This is a genomic window from Rhizobacter sp. AJA081-3 (assembly GCF_017795745.1).
GTDB lineage: Bacteria > Pseudomonadota > Gammaproteobacteria > Burkholderiales > Burkholderiaceae_C > Piscinibacter.
In genome coordinates this window covers 4,250,443-4,268,634 of the sequence record NZ_CP059067.1, presented here as the reverse complement: position 1 = coordinate 4,268,634, position 18,192 = coordinate 4,250,443, and the positions used below count along the sequence as shown (strand labels likewise).

Genomic DNA, 18,192 nt, shown 5'->3' with positions numbered 1-18,192 from the left:
GAATCCGCGGTTGACGTTTACGTAAACGTCAAGTGCCGATCCGGTGCCACAGTCGGCCGATCCGTGGAGACTCCATGCCCGTTCTTGCCTCGAATCTCAGCCCCCGTTCGGAGGACTTCAAGGCCAACGCTGCCGCGATGCGCGCGCTGGTCGAGGACCTGAACTCGAAGCTCGCGCAGATTGCCCAGGGCGGCGGGGACGCCGCGCGCGCCAAGCACACCGCGCGCGGCAAGCTGCTGCCGCGCGATCGCGTCGAGATGCTGCTCGACCCGGACACGCCCTTCCTCGAAGTGGCGCCGCTGGCCGCGCTCGACATGTACAAGGAAAAGGGCGGCAACGACGCCGCGCCGGGCGCGGGGCTGATCGCCGGCATCGGCCGCGTCAGCGGCGTCGAGTGCATGATCGTCTGCAACGACGCCACGGTGAAGGGCGGCACCTACTTCCCGATGACGGTGAAGAAGCACCTGCGCGCGCAGGAGATCGCCATCCAGAACCGGCTGCCTTGCATCTACCTGGTCGACAGCGGCGGCGCCAACCTTCCCAACCAGGACGACGTCTTCCCTGACCGCGACCACTTCGGCCGCATCTTCTTCAACCAGGCGAACATGAGCGCCCAGGGCATCCCGCAGATCGCGGTGGTGATGGGCTCGTGCACCGCCGGCGGCGCCTACATGCCGGCGATGAGCGACGAGTCGATCATCGTGAAGAACCAGGGCACCATCTTCCTCGCCGGCCCGCCGCTGGTGAAGGCGGCGATCGGTGAGATCGTCAGCGCCGAAGACCTCGGTGGCGGCGACGTGCACACCCGCCTGTCGGGCGTGGCCGACCACCTGGCCAACAACGACACGCATGCGCTGGCGATCGCGCGCGCCGCCGTGGCCAACCTCAACTGGCGCAAGGCCCACGAGCAACGCCTGGCCGCACCGCGCGCGCCGCTGTTCGATGCGGCCGAGCTGCACGGCATCATCCCCACCGACGCGCGCAAGCCCTACGACGTGCACGAGATCATCGCGCGCATCGTCGACGGCAGCGAGTTCGACGAGTTCAAGGCGCGCTACGGCACCACGCTGGTCACCGGATTCGCGCATATCGAGGGGTTGCCTGTGGGCATCGTCGCCAACAACGGCGTGCTGTTCAGCGAGAGCGCGCAGAAGGGCGCGCACTTCATCGAGCTGTGCGGCCAGCGCAAGATCCCGCTGGTCTTCCTGCAGAACATCACCGGCTTCATGGTCGGTCGCAAGTACGAGGCCGAGGGCATCGCCAAGCACGGCGCGAAGATGGTCACGGCGGTGTCCACCGTCAACGTGCCGAAGTTCACCGTCATCATCGGCGGCAGCTTCGGCGCCGGCAACTACGGCATGTGCGGCCGCGCCTTCAGCCCGCGCTTCCTGTGGATGTGGCCGAACGCGCGCATCTCGGTGATGGGCGGCGAGCAGGCGGCCAGCGTGCTGGCCACGGTGCGCCGCGACGGCATCGAGGCCAAGGGCGGCGCCTGGTCGGCCGAGGAGGAGAAGGCGTTCAAGCAGCCCATCCTCGACCAGTTCGGACACCAGGCGCATCCGTACTACGCGAGTGCGCGACTGTGGGACGACGGCGTCATCGACCCGGCCGACACGCGCCGCGTGCTCGCGCTGGCGATCAGCGCCAGCCTGAACGCGCCGATTCCCGAGGCGAAGTTCGGCGTGTTCCGCATGTGAGCCTGGTGGCCATGGACAACATCTACCTCAGCCACGAACACGAACAGCTCCGCGATCAGATCGCGCGCTTCATCGCCCGCGAGGTCGAGCCCTTTGCCGAACAGTGGGAGCGCGACGGCTTCACGCCGCGCGAGGTGCTGCGCAAGATGGGTGACGCCGGTTTGCTCGGGCTGATGTATGCCAGCGAACACGGCGGCGCCGAAGCCGATGCGCTGACCAACCTGGTATTCGCCGAAGCGCTGTCGCAGTCGACCTTCGGCGGATTCATCATCACCGTGCTCGTGCACACCGACATGGCCAGCCCGCACCTGCACCACGCGGGCAGCGCCGAGCAGCAGGCGAAGTACATGCCGGGCGTGACGGCGGGGCGGACGATCACCGCGGTGGGCATCACCGAGCCGGGCGCCGGCTCCGACGTGGCCGGGCTGAAGACCACCGCCAGGCGGGACGGCGATCACTGGGTGCTCAACGGCACCAAGCTGTTCATCACCAACGGCGTGCACGCCGACCTGTATTTCATCGCCGCGCGCACCGGCACGGCCCGGCACGCGATCTCGATGCTCATCGTCGAGAAAGGCACGCCGGGCTTCAGCGTCGGGCGCTCGCTCGAGAAGACCGGCTGGCTGTCGTCGGATACCGCCGAGCTGGTGTTCGAAGACTGCCGCATCCCGGCCGCGAACCTGCTGGGCGAGGTCGACAAGGGCTTCTACTCGGTGATGAAGAACTTCCAGACCGAGCGCATCGCGCTGGCCGCGATGGCGGTGGGCCACTGCACGCAGGCGCTGAAGATGACGCTGGAGTACGTGCGCGACCGCCGCGCCTTCGGCGCCACGCTGTTCGACAAGCAGGTGGTGCGCCAGCGCTTGGCCATGCTCGACGCCAAGGTGCGCGCGGCGCGGCAATACATGTACCACTGCGCCTGGATGGTCACGCAGGGGCGCGACGTGGTGCAGGACGTGTCGATGCTCAAGTCGCTGACGGGCGAGCTGGTCAACGAGGTGGTGCAGGCCTGCCAGCAGTTCCACGGCGGCATGGGCTACATGCGCGGCACAGCCATCGAACGGCTGTGGCGCGACGCGCGCATCCTCGCCATCGGTGGTGGCGCCACCGAGGTGATGCTCGACGAAGCCGCCAAGCGCTACTGAGGTCGACCATGAGCACCACCACCCTCGATGTGCGCCGAGACGGCCACGTGGCCAGCGTCTACCTGAATCGCCCGGACGTGCGCAACGCCTTCAACGAGGGCGTGATCGCCGAGCTCATGCAGACCTTCGCGGGCCTCGGCGCCGACGCCTCGCTGCGCTGCATCGTGCTCGGTGGCCACGGCAAGGCCTTCTGCGCCGGCGCCGACCTGAACTGGATGCGCGCGATGGCCGGCTACAGCTGGGACGAGAACCGCGCCGACGCGCAGGCGCTGGCCGACATGCTGTGGACGATCTACAGCTGCCCGGTGCCGGTGGTCGGGCGCATCCACGGCGACTGCTATGCGGGCGGCCTCGGGCTGGCGGCGGTGTGCGACGTGCTCATCGCCGCCGAGGGCGTGAACTTCTGCCTCAGCGAAGCGAAGCTCGGCCTGCTGCCGGCGACCATCGGCCCGTATGTCGTGCGCGCGATGGGCGAGCAGGCGGCGCGTCGCTGGTTCATCACCGCCGAGCGATTCGACGCCGCACAGGCGAAGGCGATGGGCTTCGTGCACGAGCTCTGCGCGAGCGAGGCACTCGATGCGAAGGTCGACGAACTCGTCGCCACGCTGGTGGCCAACGGGCCGATGGCGGTGCGTGCCTGCAAGCAGCTGGTGCAGGACGTCGGCGGCCGCCCGATCGATGCCGATCTGCGCGCCGACACCGCGCGCCGCATCGCCGACATCCGTGCCAGTGCCGAGGGACGCGAGGGCATCCAGTCCTTCCTCGGCAAGCGCGCGCCGTCCTGGCAGGGCTGAACGATGCCGGCCACGCTGGACACCGCCCAACTTCTCGCCATCGCTGCGGCGCTCGGCTGGGCGAGTGGCCTGCGCCTGTACCTCGTCGTGTTCCTTACCGGCGCAGCCGGCTACTTCGGCTGGGTCGAGCTGCCGCAAGGCCTGCATGTGCTGAAGCATCCGGCGATGCTCGGTGCCAGCGGCTTCATGCTCTTCGTCGAGTTCTTCGCCGACAAGATCCCCGGGGTCGACACGCTGTGGGACCTGGTGCACACGCTGGTGCGCATCCCGGCGGGCGCGGCGTTGGCGGCCGCGGTGTTCGGCGCCGACCAGGCCACCTGGGCCACGCTGGCTGCGCTGCTTGGCGGCACGCTCGCCGCCACCAGCCATGTGGCGAAAGCAACCACGCGCGCGGCGGTGAATACCTCGCCCGAGCCCTTTTCCAACATCGGCATGTCGCTGGCCGGCGATGCCTTCGTTCCCACCGTGCTGTGGCTGTCGTGGACACATCCGGTGGTGCTGGCGGCAGTGCTCGTTCTGTCGATCCTGGTGGCGATCGGCCTGATCGTCGTGCTCGGCAAGTTCCTGCGCGCGCTGATAGGCCGCGCTTCGGGTTGGCTGCGTGGCAGCCAACCGTCCGTGTGAGGTCCGCATGTTCTCCAAGATCCTGATTGCCAACCGCGGCGAGATCGCCTGCCGAGTGGCCGCCACCGCACGCCGCCTCGGCGTACGCACCGTCGCCGTCTACTCGGACGCCGATGCAAACGCGAAACACGTGCTGGCCTGCGACGAGGCGGTGCACATCGGCGGCAACGCGCCGCGCGACAGTTACCTGCGCGCCGAACGCATCGTCGAGGCGGCACGGGCCACCGGCGCCCAGGCGATCCATCCCGGCTACGGCTTCCTGAGCGAGAACGAGGACTTCGCGCAGGCCTGTGCCGATGCCGGCCTCGTGTTCATCGGCCCGCCGCCCGCGGCGATCAAGGCGATGGGGCTGAAGGCGGAATCGAAGCAGTTGATGGAGAAAGCCGGCGTGCCGCTGGTACCCGGCTACCACGGGGCTGACCAGGACCCGGTGCTGCTGCAGCGCGAGGCCGACCGCATCGGCTACCCGGTGCTCATCAAGGCCAGCGCCGGCGGCGGCGGCAAGGGCATGCGCATCGTCACGAAGGCCGAGGAGTTCGCGGCCGCGCTCGCCTCGTGCCAGCGCGAGGCGCGCAACAGCTTCGGCGACGACGCCGTGCTCATCGAGCGTTACGTCACGCGGCCGCGGCACATCGAGATCCAGGTGTTCGGCGACAGCCACGGCGACTGCATCTACCTGTTCGAGCGCGACTGCTCGGTGCAGCGCCGCCACCAGAAGGTGCTCGAGGAGGCGCCCGCGCCCGGCATGAGCGAGGCCCGCCGGCGTGAGATGGGCGCGGCCGCGGTGGCGGCGGCCAAGGCGGTGGGCTATGTCGGCGCCGGCACGGTGGAGTTCATCGCCGAGCCCACGGCCGACGGCGATCTGCGCTTCTTCTTCATGGAGATGAACACACGCCTGCAGGTCGAGCACCCGGTCACCGAGGCGATCACCGGACTGGACCTGGTCGAGTGGCAGCTGCGCGTGGCCAGTGGCGAGCCGCTGCCGCTCAAGCAGGATCAACTGCGCATCCATGGCCACGCGATCGAGGCGCGCATCTGCGCCGAGAACCCCGATGCCAACTTCCTGCCGGCCACCGGCACGCTCGATGTCTACCGCACGCCGCCGTGCACGAACTTCGAGCGAGGCGAGGTGCGGGTGGATGCCGGCGTTCGTGAAGGTGACGCGATCTCGCCGCACTACGACTCGATGGTTGCCAAGCTGATCGTCTGGGGCGCGGACCGCGCCCAGGCGCTGGCGCGGCTGGACGTGGCGCTGGCGCAGACGCACATCGTCGGCCTGCACACCAACGTGGCCTTCCTGCGCCGCGTGGTGGCCAGCCGCTCTTTCGCGCAAGCCGATCTCGACACCGCGCTGATCGATCGCGAGCGCAGCGCGCTGTTCGGCACGCCGCCGCTGGCGCTGGAGGTGGCCGCCGCCGGCGTCGTCGCGCACGCGCTCGCCCACGAGCGCGCGGGCGAGGATGCCGACCCCTGGTCACGCCGCGATGCCTGGCGCATGCACGGCGCCGCGGTGCGCCGCTTCGATCTCGAGGTCGACGGCGCGCACCACGTGGCCACGCTGTCGCGCACGCACGATGGCGAGCAGGTGCTGGCGCTGGGCGGCCAGCAGTGGCCATTCGCCGCCAGCACGCGCGGCGGCACGCTGCACGACGTCACGCTCGACCGGCGGCGCTGGCCGCTGTCGGTCTACGCGGTGGGCGAGCGTGTCAGCGTGTTCGCGCCCGAGGGTGCGGCTACGCTGCACGAGATCGACCCCATCGCGCATGCCGCCGACGGCGCCGGCGAAGCCGGCCGCCTGACTGCGCCGATGCCGGGCAAGGTGATCGCGCTTCTGGCGCGCGCCGGCGAGTCGGTCAAGAAGGGCCAGGCCCTGGCGGTGATGGAGGCGATGAAGATGGAGCACACCATCACCGCGCCGTGCGACGGCACCGTGGCCGAACTGCTCTACACGGTCGGCGACCAGGTGCTGGAAGGCGAGGAGTTGCTGCGGCTGGATGCGGCCGCGGCGTGAACGCTCAGCTGTTGCGCGCGGGCGCAGCGCGGCGCACCCAGGTGGCCGGCTTCAGCCAGTTGGCGGTCGATTCGGCCTTGGCCACGTCCAGGCCGATCGGGCGCGAGACGCCGAAGCCGGAGGTGTTGCCGGACCAGGGGGTTTCCTGCGGCGTGGCGGCCACGGGAGCCGTCACGGCAGGAGCGGCCGCAGCAGACTCTTCATCGTTGGCCAGGCGCAACTGCCGGGCCATGGTGGCCAGTTCGGCGTCGCCGGAAGCCTCGCAGACCCAGATGGCCTCGCGCACATCACCCTCGGCTTTCATGAGGGCTCCGATCTCCACCTTCGCGCCGTAATGGCGAAGCAGCGCAAAATGAATGCGGGTGGCAATGCGAAGGCGGGTGCTGGTGTCCACTGCGGGTCCTGATCGATGTTTGTATCTTCCTGTATCCGATCCGTTACGACCATCCCTAAGTGAGTGGAAGCCACAGGCGCCGCCGCCCTCAGCGAGACATTTGTCATGATTCCTTCGAGCGTGAAAATCGTCGATGTCGGTCCGCGTGACGGGCTGCAGAACGAGAAGCAGTCCGTCGATACCGCGCACAAGGTCGAACTCGTGCATCGGCTGCAGGCCGCCGGCCTGCGCGAAATCGAGGTCACCAGCTTCGTCAGCCCGAAGTGGGTGCCGCAGATGGCCGACAACGCGGCCGTGATGGCCGCCATCTCCCGCCAGCCGGGTGTGCGCTACTCAGTGCTCACTCCCAACCTGAAGGGCCTGGAAGCGGCACTGCCGACACGGCCCGACGAGGTGGTGGTGTTCGGCGCGGCCAGCGAGGCCTTCAGCCAGCGCAACATCAACTGCTCGATCGCCGAGTCGGTCGAGCGTTTCGCGCCGGTGGTGGCGATGGCGCATGAGCACGGCCTGAAGGTGCGCGCCGCCGTCTCCTGCGCGCTGGGCTGCCCCTACCAGGGCGAGGTCAGCCCTGATGAGGTCGAGCATGTCGTGCGGCTGATGAAGGCCATCGGCGTCGACCACTGCGGCATCGCCGACACCATCGGCACGGGCACGCCCAAGCGTGTTCAGGCGGCGATGGAGCGCGCACTGAGGCATTTCCCGCTCGCCGAGGTCAGCGGCCACTTCCACGACACCTACGGTCAGGCGCTGGCCAACATCTACGCCTGCCTGGAGATGGGCATCCACCATTTCGACACCAGCGTGGCCGGCCTCGGTGGCTGCCCGTATGCCAAGGGCGCCACCGGCAATGTCGCGACCGAAGACGTCGTCTTCATGCTGAACGGCCTGGGCATCGCCACCGGCATCGATCTCGATGCGCTGGTCGATGCCGGCGCCTTCATTTCCGGCGTGCTCGGCCGCCCGCCGGTCTCGCGCGCCGGCAAGGCTCTGCTGGCCAAACGCGAGAAGGTGGCGGCATGACTGCAGAGCCGAACGATCGGCCCGAGGGCTTTCGCCGCGTCGCTCAGGCGCTGGCCGATCGTGGCCATCCGCATGCGCCGCTGTGGCTGGAAGTTTCGGCGCGCACCTCGCAGGAGGCGGCCGACGCGCTGGGCGTGCAGGTCGGCCAGATCGCCAAGAGCGTGATCTTCCGGCGCAAGCTCGACGAGGTGGCGGTGCTCGTCGTCACCTCGGGCGACAAGCGGGTCGACGAGAAGAAGGTGGCCGCGCAGGTGGGCGCGCTCGGCCGCGCCGATGCCGATTTCGTCAAAGCGCGCACCGGCTTCACCATCGGCGGCGTGTCGCCGCTCGCGCACGCCACACCGGCGGTGACGCTGATCGACCGCGAGCTGTTCCGCTTCGACGAGATCTGGGCCGCCGCCGGCCACCCCAACGGGGTGTTCCGCCTCAGCCCGGCGCAGCTCGAGTCGCTGACCGGCGCGCCGGTGGCCGACGTGGTGCAGGCATGAAGGCCGACGTGTCCGCCATCCCGTCGCCTTGCATCAGCGTGTGCCGCATGCACGCCGGCTCCGGATGGTGCGAGGGCTGCCTGCGCACGATCGACGAGATCGCCGCCTGGTCGGTGCTCGACGACCAGCACAAGCGTGCCGTGTGGAAGCTGCTGCCGCAGCGCCGCGAGGTGCTCGCCGCGATGAAGGGCCAGGCCTCGTGAAGCACCTGCGCTTCTGGTTCGACCCGATCTCGCCCTACGCCTATCTCGCCTTCGAGCAACTGCCGCAGGCGCTCGAAGGGCTGTCGTACAGCGTCGAGTACCGGCCCATCCTGTTCGCCGGGCTGCTCAGGCAGTGGGGCCAGAAGGGCCCGGCCGAGATCGAACCCAAGCGGGCCTGGACCTTCCGCCAGATCGCCTGGGCCGCGCACCGTCTGGGCATTCCCATCGACACGCCGGCGCAGCACCCCTTCAACCCGCTGGCCCTGCTGCGCCTGCTGCACGCCAGTGCGCCCGAGGGCGGCGCGCCGAATCGATGGCAGTGCGAGCAGGTGTTCCACCATGTATGGCGCGGCGGTGCCGACGCCAACGACGCGCAGCGCCTGGCCGAATTGCAGGCCCGGCTGGCACCCCCGCGCGCGGCGGACGACGAGTCCGTCAAGCAGTCGCTCAAGGACCTGACAGGCCAGGCCCTGGCGGCCGGCATCTTCGGCGTGCCGACCATCGAGGTGGACGGCAGATATTTCTGGGGCCTCGACGCCCTGGACATGCTGGCCGCCTGCCTGCGCGGCGACCCGTGGTTCGCCGGTCCCGACTGGGACGCGGCCGGCACCGCCCCGCCGGGCGTGCGGCGCACCTGAAGCCCCGCGGCCCGCGACTTGATCCGGCTCAAGCCGGTTCGGCCCCGCGGCGCGCACTGTCAGTTCCGCATCAGTTCCACGTCAGCCCCCGTTGGCTCAGCGTCAGAGGGGGGTCAGTCCACGCGTGGAGTATTCACGCAGGGCTCGCGGGAGCCATTCACACGAACAGGAGACAACGATGGAAGACGATCTGGTCCGAAAGATCTCGACCCACCCCAAGTACCTGGAACTCAAGGCCAAGCGCTCGAGTTTCGGCTGGTGGCTCACGCTGGCGATGATGGTCGTGTACTACGGCTTCATCCTGCTGGTGGCGTTCAACAAGCCCTTCCTGTCGCAGCGCCTGGGCGACGGCGTGATGACGATGGGCATTCCCATCGGCTTCGGCGTCATCGTCTTCACCATCGTCATCACCGCGTTCTACGTGCAGCGCGCCAACAGCCAGTACGACGACCTGACCGAAGCCATCCGCAAGGGAGTGCTGAAATGAGCCGCTTCTCCGATTCCACCCGCCGCGTGCTGACGTTGGCCGCGCTGAGCGTGCCCGCGCTGGCCATCGCCGCCGGCGCCGACCTCGGCCAGGCGCAGAAGCAGGCGACCAACTGGACCGCCATCGGCATGTTCGGCATCTTCGTGATCGCCACGCTGTTCATCACCAAGTGGGCCGCGGCGCGCACCAAGAGCGCGGCCGACTTCTACACCGCCGGCGGCGGCATCACCGGCTTCCAGAACGGCCTGGCGATCGCCGGCGACTACATGTCGGCGGCCTCGTTCCTGGGCATCTCCGCTGCGGTGATGGCTTCCGGCTTCGACGGCCTGATCTACTCGATCGGCTTCCTGGTCGGCTGGCCGGTCATCACCTTCCTGATGGCCGAACGCCTGCGCAACCTCGGCAAGTTCACCTTCGCCGACGTGGCCGCATTCCGCTTCGAGCAGAAGCCGGTGCGCATCTTCGCAGCCTCGGGCACGCTGGTCGTCGTCGCGTTCTACCTGATCGCGCAGATGGTCGGCGCGGGCCAGCTCATCAAGCTGCTGTTCGGCCTGGAGTACTGGATCGCCGTGGTCATCGTTGGCGCGCTGATGATGGTCTACGTGCTGTTCGGCGGCATGACGGCCACCACCTGGGTGCAGATCATCAAGGCCTGCCTGCTGCTCGGCGGCGCCTCGTTCATGGCCTTCATGGTGATGTGGAACTTCGGCTTCAGCCCGGAGGCGATGTTCGCCAAGGCAGTCGAGATCAAGGCCGCCCTGGCCACCGGCAAGACCGCCGAGGAAGCCGCCAAGATCGGCCAGTCGATCATGGGCCCGGGCAACTTCGTGAAGGACCCGATCTCCGCGATCAGCTTCGGCATGGCGCTGATGTTCGGCACGGCCGGCCTGCCGCACATCCTGATGCGCTTCTTCACGGTCCCGAGCGCCAAGGAAGCGCGCAAGTCGGTGATGTGGGCGACCGGCTGGATCGGCTACTTCTACCTGCTGACCTTCATCATCGGCTTCGGCGCGATCACCTTCGTGCTGACCAACCCGCAGTTCCTCGACGCCAAGGGCGGCCTGCTGGGCGGCGGCAACATGGCCGCCATCCACCTGGCCAACGCGGTGGGCGGCAACGTGTTCCTCGGCTTCATCTCTGCGGTGGCCTTCGCGACCATCCTCGCGGTGGTGGCGGGCCTGACGCTGTCGGGTGCCTCGGCGGTGTCGCACGACATCTATGCCACGGTGATCAAGCAGGGCAAGGCCGACAGCGCCTCCGAACTGCGCGTCTCGAAGATGACCACCATCGCGCTGGGCATCGTCGCCGTCGCGCTGGGCATCGCCTTCGAGAAGCAGAACATCGCCTTCATGGTGTCTCTGGCCTTCGCGATCGCGGCCTCGGCCAACTTCCCGGTGCTCTTCATGAGCGTGCTGTGGAAGGACTGCACCACCAAGGGCGCGGTGATCGGCGGCTTCCTCGGCCTGATCTCGTCGGTGGTGCTGACCGTGGTGTCGCCGTCGGTGTGGGAAGCCACGCTGGGCAACCCCAAGGGCTCGGCGCTGTTCCCGTACACCTCGCCGGCGCTGTTCTCGATGACCATCGGCTTCGTCGGCATCTGGCTGTTCTCGGTGCTCGACCGCGGCGCACGCGCCCAGCAGGACCGCGCGGGCTTCCTCGCCCAGCAGGTGCGTTCGGAAACCGGCATCGGTGCCTCGGGCGCCAGCGGCCATTGATCGCCTAGACAGGCATCAAGCCCCCTGAGCGGGACTGCAGGCACACTGCCTGCAGTCCCGCTCTCACATCCGCCTCTCGATCGCCCCCGCCCATGCCGACAAGCCGCGGACCTGAATCGCAACGCGAGATGCTCTCGCTGGTCACCGCGCGCGTGCGCGACGCCTACGTGCGAAAGCCCTTCTACGTCAATGGCGGGCTCGACCTGGTGTCGGTGTGCCGGCTGCTCTCGCAGCAGGGCCTGACCGTTGCCCTGGTGAAGGACGCCACGGCGGACGGCGAGCGCCTGGGCATCTTCACCACCACCGACCTGCGCGATGCGTTGCTGCGCGACGTGCCGCCGGCCGCGCTGGCGGTGCGCGAGGTGTCGCGCTTCGGCCTGATCGAGATCGACGCCGACGCCGAGCTGTTCGAGGCGCTGTGGCTGATGGTGCGCCACCGCGTGCACCGGCTGCTGGTGCGTGACGGCGAGCAGGTGCTGGGCGTGCTCGGCCAGCTCGACCTGGTGAGCTTCGTCGCCAACCATTCGCACATCGTCGCGGTGCAGATCGACGAGGCCGAATCGGTGGACGACCTGAAGGCCGCGGCGTTGCGCATCGACGCGATGGTCGGCCTGCTGCACGACGGCGGCATCAAGATCGAGCGCATCGCGCGGCTGGTCGGCGAGATGAACCACCGCCTCTTCGCGCGGCTGTGGAGCCTGCTCGCGCCGCCGGAGCTGGTGGCCAACAGCTGCCTGCTGGTGATGGGCAGCGAAGGCCGCGGCGAGCAGATCCTCAAGACCGACCAGGACAACGCGCTGCTGCTGCGCGACGGCTTCGATCATCCGCGCCTGGCCGAGATCGCGGCGAACTTCAACGCCGCGCTGGCCGAGTTCGGCTACCCGCCTTGCCCCGGGCAGATCATGCTGACCAATCCGATGTGGCGCGCGTCGGTGTCGAGCTTCCGCGAGACGCTGCGCGAATGGATTTACGGGGCTGGCCCGGACGGGCCGATGCACCTGGCGATCTTCTACGACGCCGCCGCGGTGGCCGGCGATGCCACCCTGCTGCGCGAGGTGCGCGAGCACCTCGACCGCATCCTCGCCGGCGGCGATGCGTTCCTCGCGCGCTTCGCGGCGGCGGCCGATCAGTTCGACGAGCCGCAGCGCTGGTGGCAGCGCCTGACCGCGCGCAACGACGAGCAGCCGCTGGACCTGAAGAAGCTCGGCACCTTCCCGATCGTGCACGGCGTGCGTGCGCTCAGCCTGCAGCACGGCGTGCACGAGAGCGGCACGGCCGCGCGGCTGCGCCGCCTCGTCGAGCGTGGCATCGTCGAGCCCGAGCTCGGCCGCGACCTGCTCGAGGCGCTGCACTACCTGATGGCGCTGAAGCTGCGCCACCAGCTGCGCCAGCGCGAACAAGGCGAGACGCCGGGCAATCTGGTGCGCCCGTCGGAGCTCAGCACGATGGATGGCGACCAGCTCAAGGACGCGCTAGCGATCAACAAGCGCTTTCGCGCGCTGCTGCGCCAGCGCTTCCGGCTCGATGCGCTGTGACGGCGCCGTGAAGGGAGCACGACGATGTCCGAACGCCTGCGCAACCAGCGGCTGCTCGCACTCTTCGCCGCCGGCTGGGGGCTGCTGAACTTCCCGCTGCTCACGCTGTGGGACCGCGCCGGCACGATCGCCGGCATCCCGCTGCTGCCGCTGGCCCTGTTCGGCGGCTGGGCGCTGCTGATCGGCCTGGCGGCCTGGGTCGCCGAAGCGCCCGGCGACGACTAGCGAGCGCACCGACATGCTGTCCGCCCCGCTGGTCCTCGCCGCCTCGTTCGCCTACCTGCTGATGCTGTTCGGCGTGGCGCACTGGGCCGACCGGCGTGCGCGCGCGGGCCGCTCGGTGATCGGCAATGCCTGGGTCTACACGCTGTCGATGGGCGTGTACTGCACCGCCTGGACGTACTTCGGCAGCATCGGCCGCGCCGCCTCGTCGGGCCTGTGGTTCCTGCCCATCTACCTCGGCCCGACGCTGGCGATGCTGCTGGCCGGCTCGCTGCTGCGCAAGATGATCCGCATCGCGCGCAGCTACCGCATCACCTCGATCGCCGACTTCATCGCCAGCCGCTATGGCAAGAGCCGCACGCTGGCCGCGCTGGTCACGCTGATCGCTCTGGTGGGCATCCTGCCCTACGTGGCGCTGCAGCTCAAAGCCATCGCCAGCGGCCTGACGGTGCTCACCGGCACGCACGGCGGCAGCGGGCCCTGGTGGAGCGACAGCACGCTGTACATCGCGCTCGCGCTGGCCGGCTTCACCGTCGCCTTCGGCACGCGCCACCTCGACACCAGCGAGCGCCACGAAGGCATGGTCGCGGCGATCGCCTTCGAGTCGGTGGTCAAGCTGCTCGCCTTCCTGGCCATCGGCATCTTCGTCTGCTGGGGCCTGTTCGATGGCCCCGGCGACATCTTCGCGCGCGCCGCGGCGCAGCCCGCGCTGAGCGGCCTGTCCGGGCTCGGCGGCGAGTCGAAGTTCGCCGGCGGGCAGTGGTTCGCGCTCACGCTGCTGGCCATGCTGTCGGTGATCTTCCTGCCGCGCCAGTTCCAGGTGATGGTGGTGGAGAACGTCGACGAGCGCCACGTCCAGCGCGCCACCTGGGCCTTCCCGGCCTATCTGCTGCTGATCAACCTGTTCGTGCTGCCGATCGCGCTGGGCGGGCTGCTGCACTTCGGCGTGGGCGGCGCCGACCCCGAGACCTTCGTGCTCTCGCTGCCGCTGTCCAACGGCCAGTCGTGGCTGGCGCTGGTGGCCTTCATCGGCGGGCTGTCGGCGGCCACCGGCATGGTGATCGTCGAGGCCATCGCGGTGTCGACCATGGTCAGCAACGACCTGGTGATGCCGCTGCTGCTGCGCCTGCGGCACCGCGCCTCGAGCGACCTCAGCGGTGTGCCGCTGGCGGTGCGGCGCGTGGTCATCGTCGTGCTGCTGCTGCTGGGTTACCTGTACTTCCGCGTCGCCGGCGAGGCCTATGCGCTGGTCAGCATCGGGCTGATCAGCTTCGCCGCGGTGGCGCAATTCGCGCCCGCGCTGCTCGGCGGCATGTACTGGAAGGGCGGCACCCGCGCCGGCGCGCTGGCCGGGCTGCTGGCCGGCTTCGCGCTGTGGAGCTGGACGCTGCTGCTGCCGTCGATCGCCAAGTCGGGCTGGCTGGCCACCGGCTTCCTGACCGACGGGCCGTTCGGCATCGCGCTGCTGCGGCCCGAGCAACTGCTCGGCCTCACCGGGCTGGACAGCCTCACCCATGCGCTGCTGTGGAGCCTGCTGGCCAATGCCGGGCTATATGTGGCGGTGTCGCTGGCCCGTGCGCCGTCGGCACGCGAGGCGACGCAGGCATTGCTGTTCGTCGACGTGTTCCAGCGCTCGGCCGGCGCGCCGGTGTTCTGGCGCGGCCGCGCGCGGCTGGCCGAACTGCAGCAGCTGGCCACGCGCTTCCTCGGCGCCGAGCCGGCGCAGCGCCTGTTCGCCGACTATGCTCGGCGTGCCGGCGTGGCGGACGTCGAGCGCATCGCCCCCGACGCGCAGCTCGTGCAGCATGTCGAGACGCAGCTGGCCGGCGCGATCGGCAGCGCCTCGGCCCGCGCGGTGATGGCCTCGGTGGTCGAGGAGGAGCCGCTGGCGCCGGAAGACATCCTGCGCATGCTCGACGAAGCCTCGCAGGTGCGTGCGCTGAATCGCCAGCTGGAAAGCCTGGACCGCCTGAAGGACGACTTCATGTCCTCGGTGACGCACGAGCTGCGCACGCCGCTGACCTCGATCCGCGCCTTCGCCGAGCTGATGCGCGACGACCCCGACATGGCTGGCGAGCAGCGCCAGCAGTTCCTCGGCCTGGTGGTCGGCGAGGCCGAGCGCCTGAGCCGCCTTGTGAACCAGGTGCTGGACATGGCGAAGATCGAGTCCGGCCACGCCGAATGGCGCAACGACGAAATCGACCTGCGCGAGCTGATCGCCCATGCGGTGCAGACGACGGCCGAGGTGTTCCGCGAGCGCGGTGCCCTGGTGAGCGTGCAGCAGCCCGAGGCGGTGCCGACGCTGCACGCCGACCGCGACCGGCTGCTGCAGGTGCTGCTCAACCTGCTGAGCAACGCGGCCAAGTTCGTGCCGGCGGGCAGCGGCCGGGTCGAGGTGAGGCTGACAATCGATGCGCGTGCCGCGCAGGTCGAGGTGGTCGACAACGGCCCGGGCGTGCCCCTTGATCAGCAGCAACTCGTGTTCGAGAAATTCCGCCAAGGTGGCGACGCGGCGAATCGACCGCAGGGCACCGGCCTGGGCTTGCCGATCAGCCGCCAGATCGTCGAGCATTTCGGCGGGCGGATGTGGCTCCGGTCCGAGCCGGGACGGGGCGCCTGCTTCGCCTTCGAGCTGCCGTGGACAAGACAACAAGAGGAGACAGGCGCATGAACAAGCGCGTGCTGATTGCCGATGACGAGCCGAACATCGTCATCTCGCTGGAGTTCCTGATGAAGCGCGAAGGCCACGCGGTGAGCATCGCGCGCGACGGCCCGGCCGCGCTCGAGGCGATCCGCAGCACGCGGCCCGACCTGGTGCTGCTGGACGTGATGATGCCGGGCATGAGCGGTTTCGAGGTCTGCCAGGCCGTGCGTGCCGACGAGGCGCTGGCCGGCGTGAAGATCCTCATGCTCAGCGCCAAGGGCCGTGACACCGACATCGCCAAGGGCAGTGCCATGGGTGCCGATGCCTACATGACCAAGCCCTTCTCGACCAAGGAACTGGCCGAGAAGGTGCGCGAGATGCTGTCGGCGGCATGAAGGTCGACAAGCGCGAAGTTGCCGCAACGCTGGCGCCGGGCGCCGTGCTGGCGCTGTGGGCGCTGGGCGGCTGGGGCCTGTTCACGGCCACGCTGGAGCCGGCCGAGCGCACCGCGCTGGGCGCGATGCTCGAGCCGCGCGGCGCACTGCTGCTGCTGGGCTGGCTGGTCCTGTCGGGCGTGCTCGGCTGGCTGGCGCGCGCCGCCTACCTGCGCTGGGTGGCCGCTTCGGCGCGGCTGGCGGAAGAAGCGCGCGTGCTGCTTGCCGCCGACGTGCAGCGCGAGATCGCGCCCGAAGGCAGCGCCGAAACGAAGGCGCTGGCCGAGGTGATCAACCAGCTCGCGCGCCAGCGCGACGGCCTGCGTGCCGACGTCGCCGAGCAGGTGCGCGAGGCCAGCCGAAGTGTCGAGCAGGAGCGCAACCGCCTGGCCGCGCTGATGGCCGAGCTGACGCAGAGCGTCGTCGTCTGCAACCTCGACGGCCGCATCCTGCTCTACAACAGCCGCGCGCGCACGCAGTTCCGCGCGCTCTCCACCGCGCCCGCGGTGGGCGGCGGCGCCGAGCTGATCGGCCTGGGCCGCTCGATCTACACCGTGTTCGACCGCGCGCTGATCGCCCATGCGCTGGAGAGCGTCCAGCAGCGCCTGCAGCGCGGCGCGGCGCACCCGTCGGCGCAGTTCGTCACCGGCACGCGCGCCGGGCAGCTGCTGCGGGTGCAGATGGCCCCTGTTCGTGCCATCGATGCCTCTAACGACGAAGCCGCGCTGAACGGCTTCGTGCTGATGCTGGAGAACATCACCCGCGACTTCGCCGACGAGTCCGAGCGCGACAAGCTCCTGCACGGCCTGACCGAAGGCAGCCGCGCCTCGCTGGGCAACCTGCAGGCGGCGGTGGAGATGCTCGACTACGAGGACGTCGATGCCGCCACGCGCGAGCGTTTCCACGGCGTCATCCGCGACGAGGTCGGGGCGATGAGCCAGCGCATCCAGCAGCTCGCCAGCCACACCGCGCAGACCATGAAGACCCGCTGGCCGCTCGAGGAGATGCTCGGCGCCGACCTGGTGGCCGCCGCGGCGCGGCGCATCGAGGCGCAGTGTGGCTGCCGCGTGGCCACCGACGGCGTCGATGCCGCGCTGTGGCTGAAGGTCGACAGCTTCTCCGTGCTGCAGGCGCTGGTCTACCTGGCCGGGCGGCTCGTCGACGAGTACGAGATCAAGCTGGTGCAGCTGCGGCTGGCCGTGGCCGCGGGCCGCGCGCGGCTCGACCTGGCCTGGATCGGCCAGGCGATGAGCACCGAGACGGTGATGGGCTGGGAGACCGACACCATGCGCATCGGCACCGAGAGCCTGGCGCTGACGGTGCGCGACGTCGTCGAGCGCCACGATGGCGCCTTCTGGTTCGAGCGCGAGCGGGTGCGCCACGAGTCCTTCTTCCGTCTGCTGCTGCCACTGGCGGCGAGCAGCGAGCAGCTCGATGCGGCGCAGTTCGTGCGCAGCGAGAGCCGGCCCGAGGTCTACGACTTCGACCTGTTCCGCGCCAGCGAGCAGTCCCGCGAACTGGCCGACCACCCGCTGGCCGAGCTCAGCTACACCGTGTTCGACACCGAGACCACCGGCCTCGCGCCTTCCGAGGGCGACGAGATCATCCAGATCGGCGCCACACGCATCGTCGCCGGCAAGCTGCGCCGCGAGGACTGCTTCGAGCAGCTCGTCGACCCGCGGCGCGACATCCCCGAGGCTTCGATCCCGATCCACGGCATCACGCCCGCCATGGTGGCCGGCGCGCCGGCCATCGACACCGTGCTGCCCGCCTTCCACGCCTTCGCGCAGGACACCGTGCTGGTGGCCCACAACGCCGCCTTCGACATGCGCTTCCTCGAGCTCAAGCAGGCTGCCACGGGCGTGGTGTTCGACCAGCCAGTGCTCGACACGCTGCTGCTGTCGGCCGTGGTGCACCCGCAGCAGGAGTCGCACCGCCTGGAGGCGATCGCCGAGCGCCTGGGCGTGCCGATCCTGGGCCGGCACACCGCCGTGGGCGATGCGATGGTCACGGCCGAGATCTTCCTCAAGCTGATCCCGCTGCTGGCCGAACGTGGCATCCACACGCTGGGCCAGGCGCGCGAGGCCGCGCAGAAGACCTACTTCGCCCGCGTGAGCTACTGAGTTTCCCTGAGAAGTCCG

At 69.5% G+C, this 18,192-nt stretch carries 17 protein-coding genes; 16 read left to right on the top strand and 1 reads right to left on the bottom strand.

The window, feature by feature from the left end; translation table 11 throughout:
* The first annotated feature begins 74 nt into the window (after positions 1-74).
* From HZ992_RS20185 to HZ992_RS20165, 5 genes are read left to right on the top strand one after another with little or no spacing between them, the layout of a single operon-like run.
* Positions 75-1,697, top strand: a complete 1,623-nt coding sequence (locus HZ992_RS20185) for a carboxyl transferase domain-containing protein (RefSeq protein WP_209383602.1) — start codon at positions 75-77, stop codon at positions 1,695-1,697.
* A gap of 11 nt (positions 1,698-1,708) precedes the next feature.
* The gene (locus tag HZ992_RS20180; RefSeq protein WP_209383601.1) at positions 1,709-2,842 is read left to right on the top strand and encodes an acyl-CoA dehydrogenase family protein; all 1,134 of its coding nucleotides are present in this window, start codon (positions 1,709-1,711) and stop codon (positions 2,840-2,842) included.
* A gap of 8 nt (positions 2,843-2,850) precedes the next feature.
* Entirely contained in the window at positions 2,851-3,636 is a 786-nt protein-coding gene (locus HZ992_RS20175; RefSeq protein ID WP_209383600.1) for an enoyl-CoA hydratase/isomerase family protein, read from the top strand.
* Positions 3,637-3,639: 3 nt separating this feature from the next.
* On the top strand, positions 3,640-4,260 hold the full coding sequence (locus HZ992_RS20170) for a DUF4126 domain-containing protein (protein ID WP_209383599.1): 621 nt from the start codon (positions 3,640-3,642) through the stop codon (positions 4,258-4,260).
* Between the two features lie 7 nt (positions 4,261-4,267).
* Positions 4,268-6,271, top strand: a complete 2,004-nt coding sequence (locus tag HZ992_RS20165; RefSeq protein ID WP_209383598.1) for an acetyl/propionyl/methylcrotonyl-CoA carboxylase subunit alpha — start codon at positions 4,268-4,270, stop codon at positions 6,269-6,271.
* A gap of 4 nt (positions 6,272-6,275) precedes the next feature.
* On the opposite strand, the gene HZ992_RS20160 is transcribed toward HZ992_RS20165, so the two are convergent.
* On the bottom strand, positions 6,276-6,665 hold the full coding sequence (locus HZ992_RS20160; protein ID WP_209383597.1) for a hypothetical protein: 390 nt from the start codon (positions 6,663-6,665) through the stop codon (positions 6,276-6,278).
* Positions 6,666-6,770: 105 nt separating this feature from the next.
* Here HZ992_RS20160 and HZ992_RS20155 point away from each other — a divergent pair, with 105 nt between their 5' ends.
* The 11 genes from HZ992_RS20155 (at position 6,771) to HZ992_RS20105 (ending at position 18,174) form a co-directional block, all read left to right on the top strand.
* Positions 6,771-7,685 carry a hydroxymethylglutaryl-CoA lyase gene (locus HZ992_RS20155; RefSeq protein WP_209383596.1) on the top strand — a complete coding sequence of 305 codons (915 nt, stop codon included), beginning with the start codon at positions 6,771-6,773 and terminating at the stop codon, positions 7,683-7,685.
* Positions 7,682-8,173: a YbaK/EbsC family protein gene (locus HZ992_RS20150; RefSeq protein WP_209383595.1), complete on the top strand. Its 492-nt coding sequence runs from the start codon at positions 7,682-7,684 to the stop codon at positions 8,171-8,173. Before HZ992_RS20155 ends, HZ992_RS20150 begins: the two co-directional genes overlap by 4 nt.
* The gene (locus tag HZ992_RS20145; RefSeq protein WP_209383594.1) at positions 8,170-8,376 is read left to right on the top strand and encodes a DUF1289 domain-containing protein; all 207 of its coding nucleotides are present in this window, start codon (positions 8,170-8,172) and stop codon (positions 8,374-8,376) included. Before HZ992_RS20150 ends, HZ992_RS20145 begins: the two co-directional genes overlap by 4 nt.
* A complete protein-coding gene (locus tag HZ992_RS20140; RefSeq protein WP_209383593.1) occupies positions 8,373-9,014 on the top strand; it encodes a 2-hydroxychromene-2-carboxylate isomerase in 642 nt (213 codons plus the stop codon). Before HZ992_RS20145 ends, HZ992_RS20140 begins: the two co-directional genes overlap by 4 nt.
* Before the next feature lie 178 nt (positions 9,015-9,192).
* On the top strand, positions 9,193-9,501 hold the full coding sequence (locus HZ992_RS20135; protein WP_209383592.1) for a DUF485 domain-containing protein: 309 nt from the start codon (positions 9,193-9,195) through the stop codon (positions 9,499-9,501).
* Positions 9,498-11,216 carry a cation acetate symporter gene (locus HZ992_RS20130; protein WP_209383591.1) on the top strand — a complete coding sequence of 573 codons (1,719 nt, stop codon included), beginning with the start codon at positions 9,498-9,500 and terminating at the stop codon, positions 11,214-11,216. Before HZ992_RS20135 ends, HZ992_RS20130 begins: the two co-directional genes overlap by 4 nt.
* 92 nt (positions 11,217-11,308) lie before the next feature.
* Positions 11,309-12,751 carry a putative nucleotidyltransferase substrate binding domain-containing protein gene (locus HZ992_RS20125; RefSeq protein ID WP_245213133.1) on the top strand — a complete coding sequence of 481 codons (1,443 nt, stop codon included), beginning with the start codon at positions 11,309-11,311 and terminating at the stop codon, positions 12,749-12,751.
* 24 nt (positions 12,752-12,775) lie between these two features.
* Entirely contained in the window at positions 12,776-12,976 is a 201-nt protein-coding gene (locus HZ992_RS20120; protein ID WP_209383590.1) for a hypothetical protein, read from the top strand.
* Positions 12,977-12,989: 13 nt separating this feature from the next.
* On the top strand, positions 12,990-15,644 hold the full coding sequence (locus HZ992_RS20115; protein WP_209383589.1) for a sensor histidine kinase: 2,655 nt from the start codon (positions 12,990-12,992) through the stop codon (positions 15,642-15,644).
* Entirely contained in the window at positions 15,641-16,012 is a 372-nt protein-coding gene (locus tag HZ992_RS20110) for a response regulator transcription factor (protein ID WP_209383588.1), read from the top strand. The genes HZ992_RS20115 and HZ992_RS20110 overlap by 4 nt, the downstream gene beginning before the upstream one ends.
* Positions 16,009-18,174: a 3'-5' exonuclease gene (locus HZ992_RS20105; RefSeq protein ID WP_209383587.1), complete on the top strand. Its 2,166-nt coding sequence runs from the start codon at positions 16,009-16,011 to the stop codon at positions 18,172-18,174. Before HZ992_RS20110 ends, HZ992_RS20105 begins: the two co-directional genes overlap by 4 nt.
* Positions 18,175-18,192 lie beyond the last annotated feature (18 nt).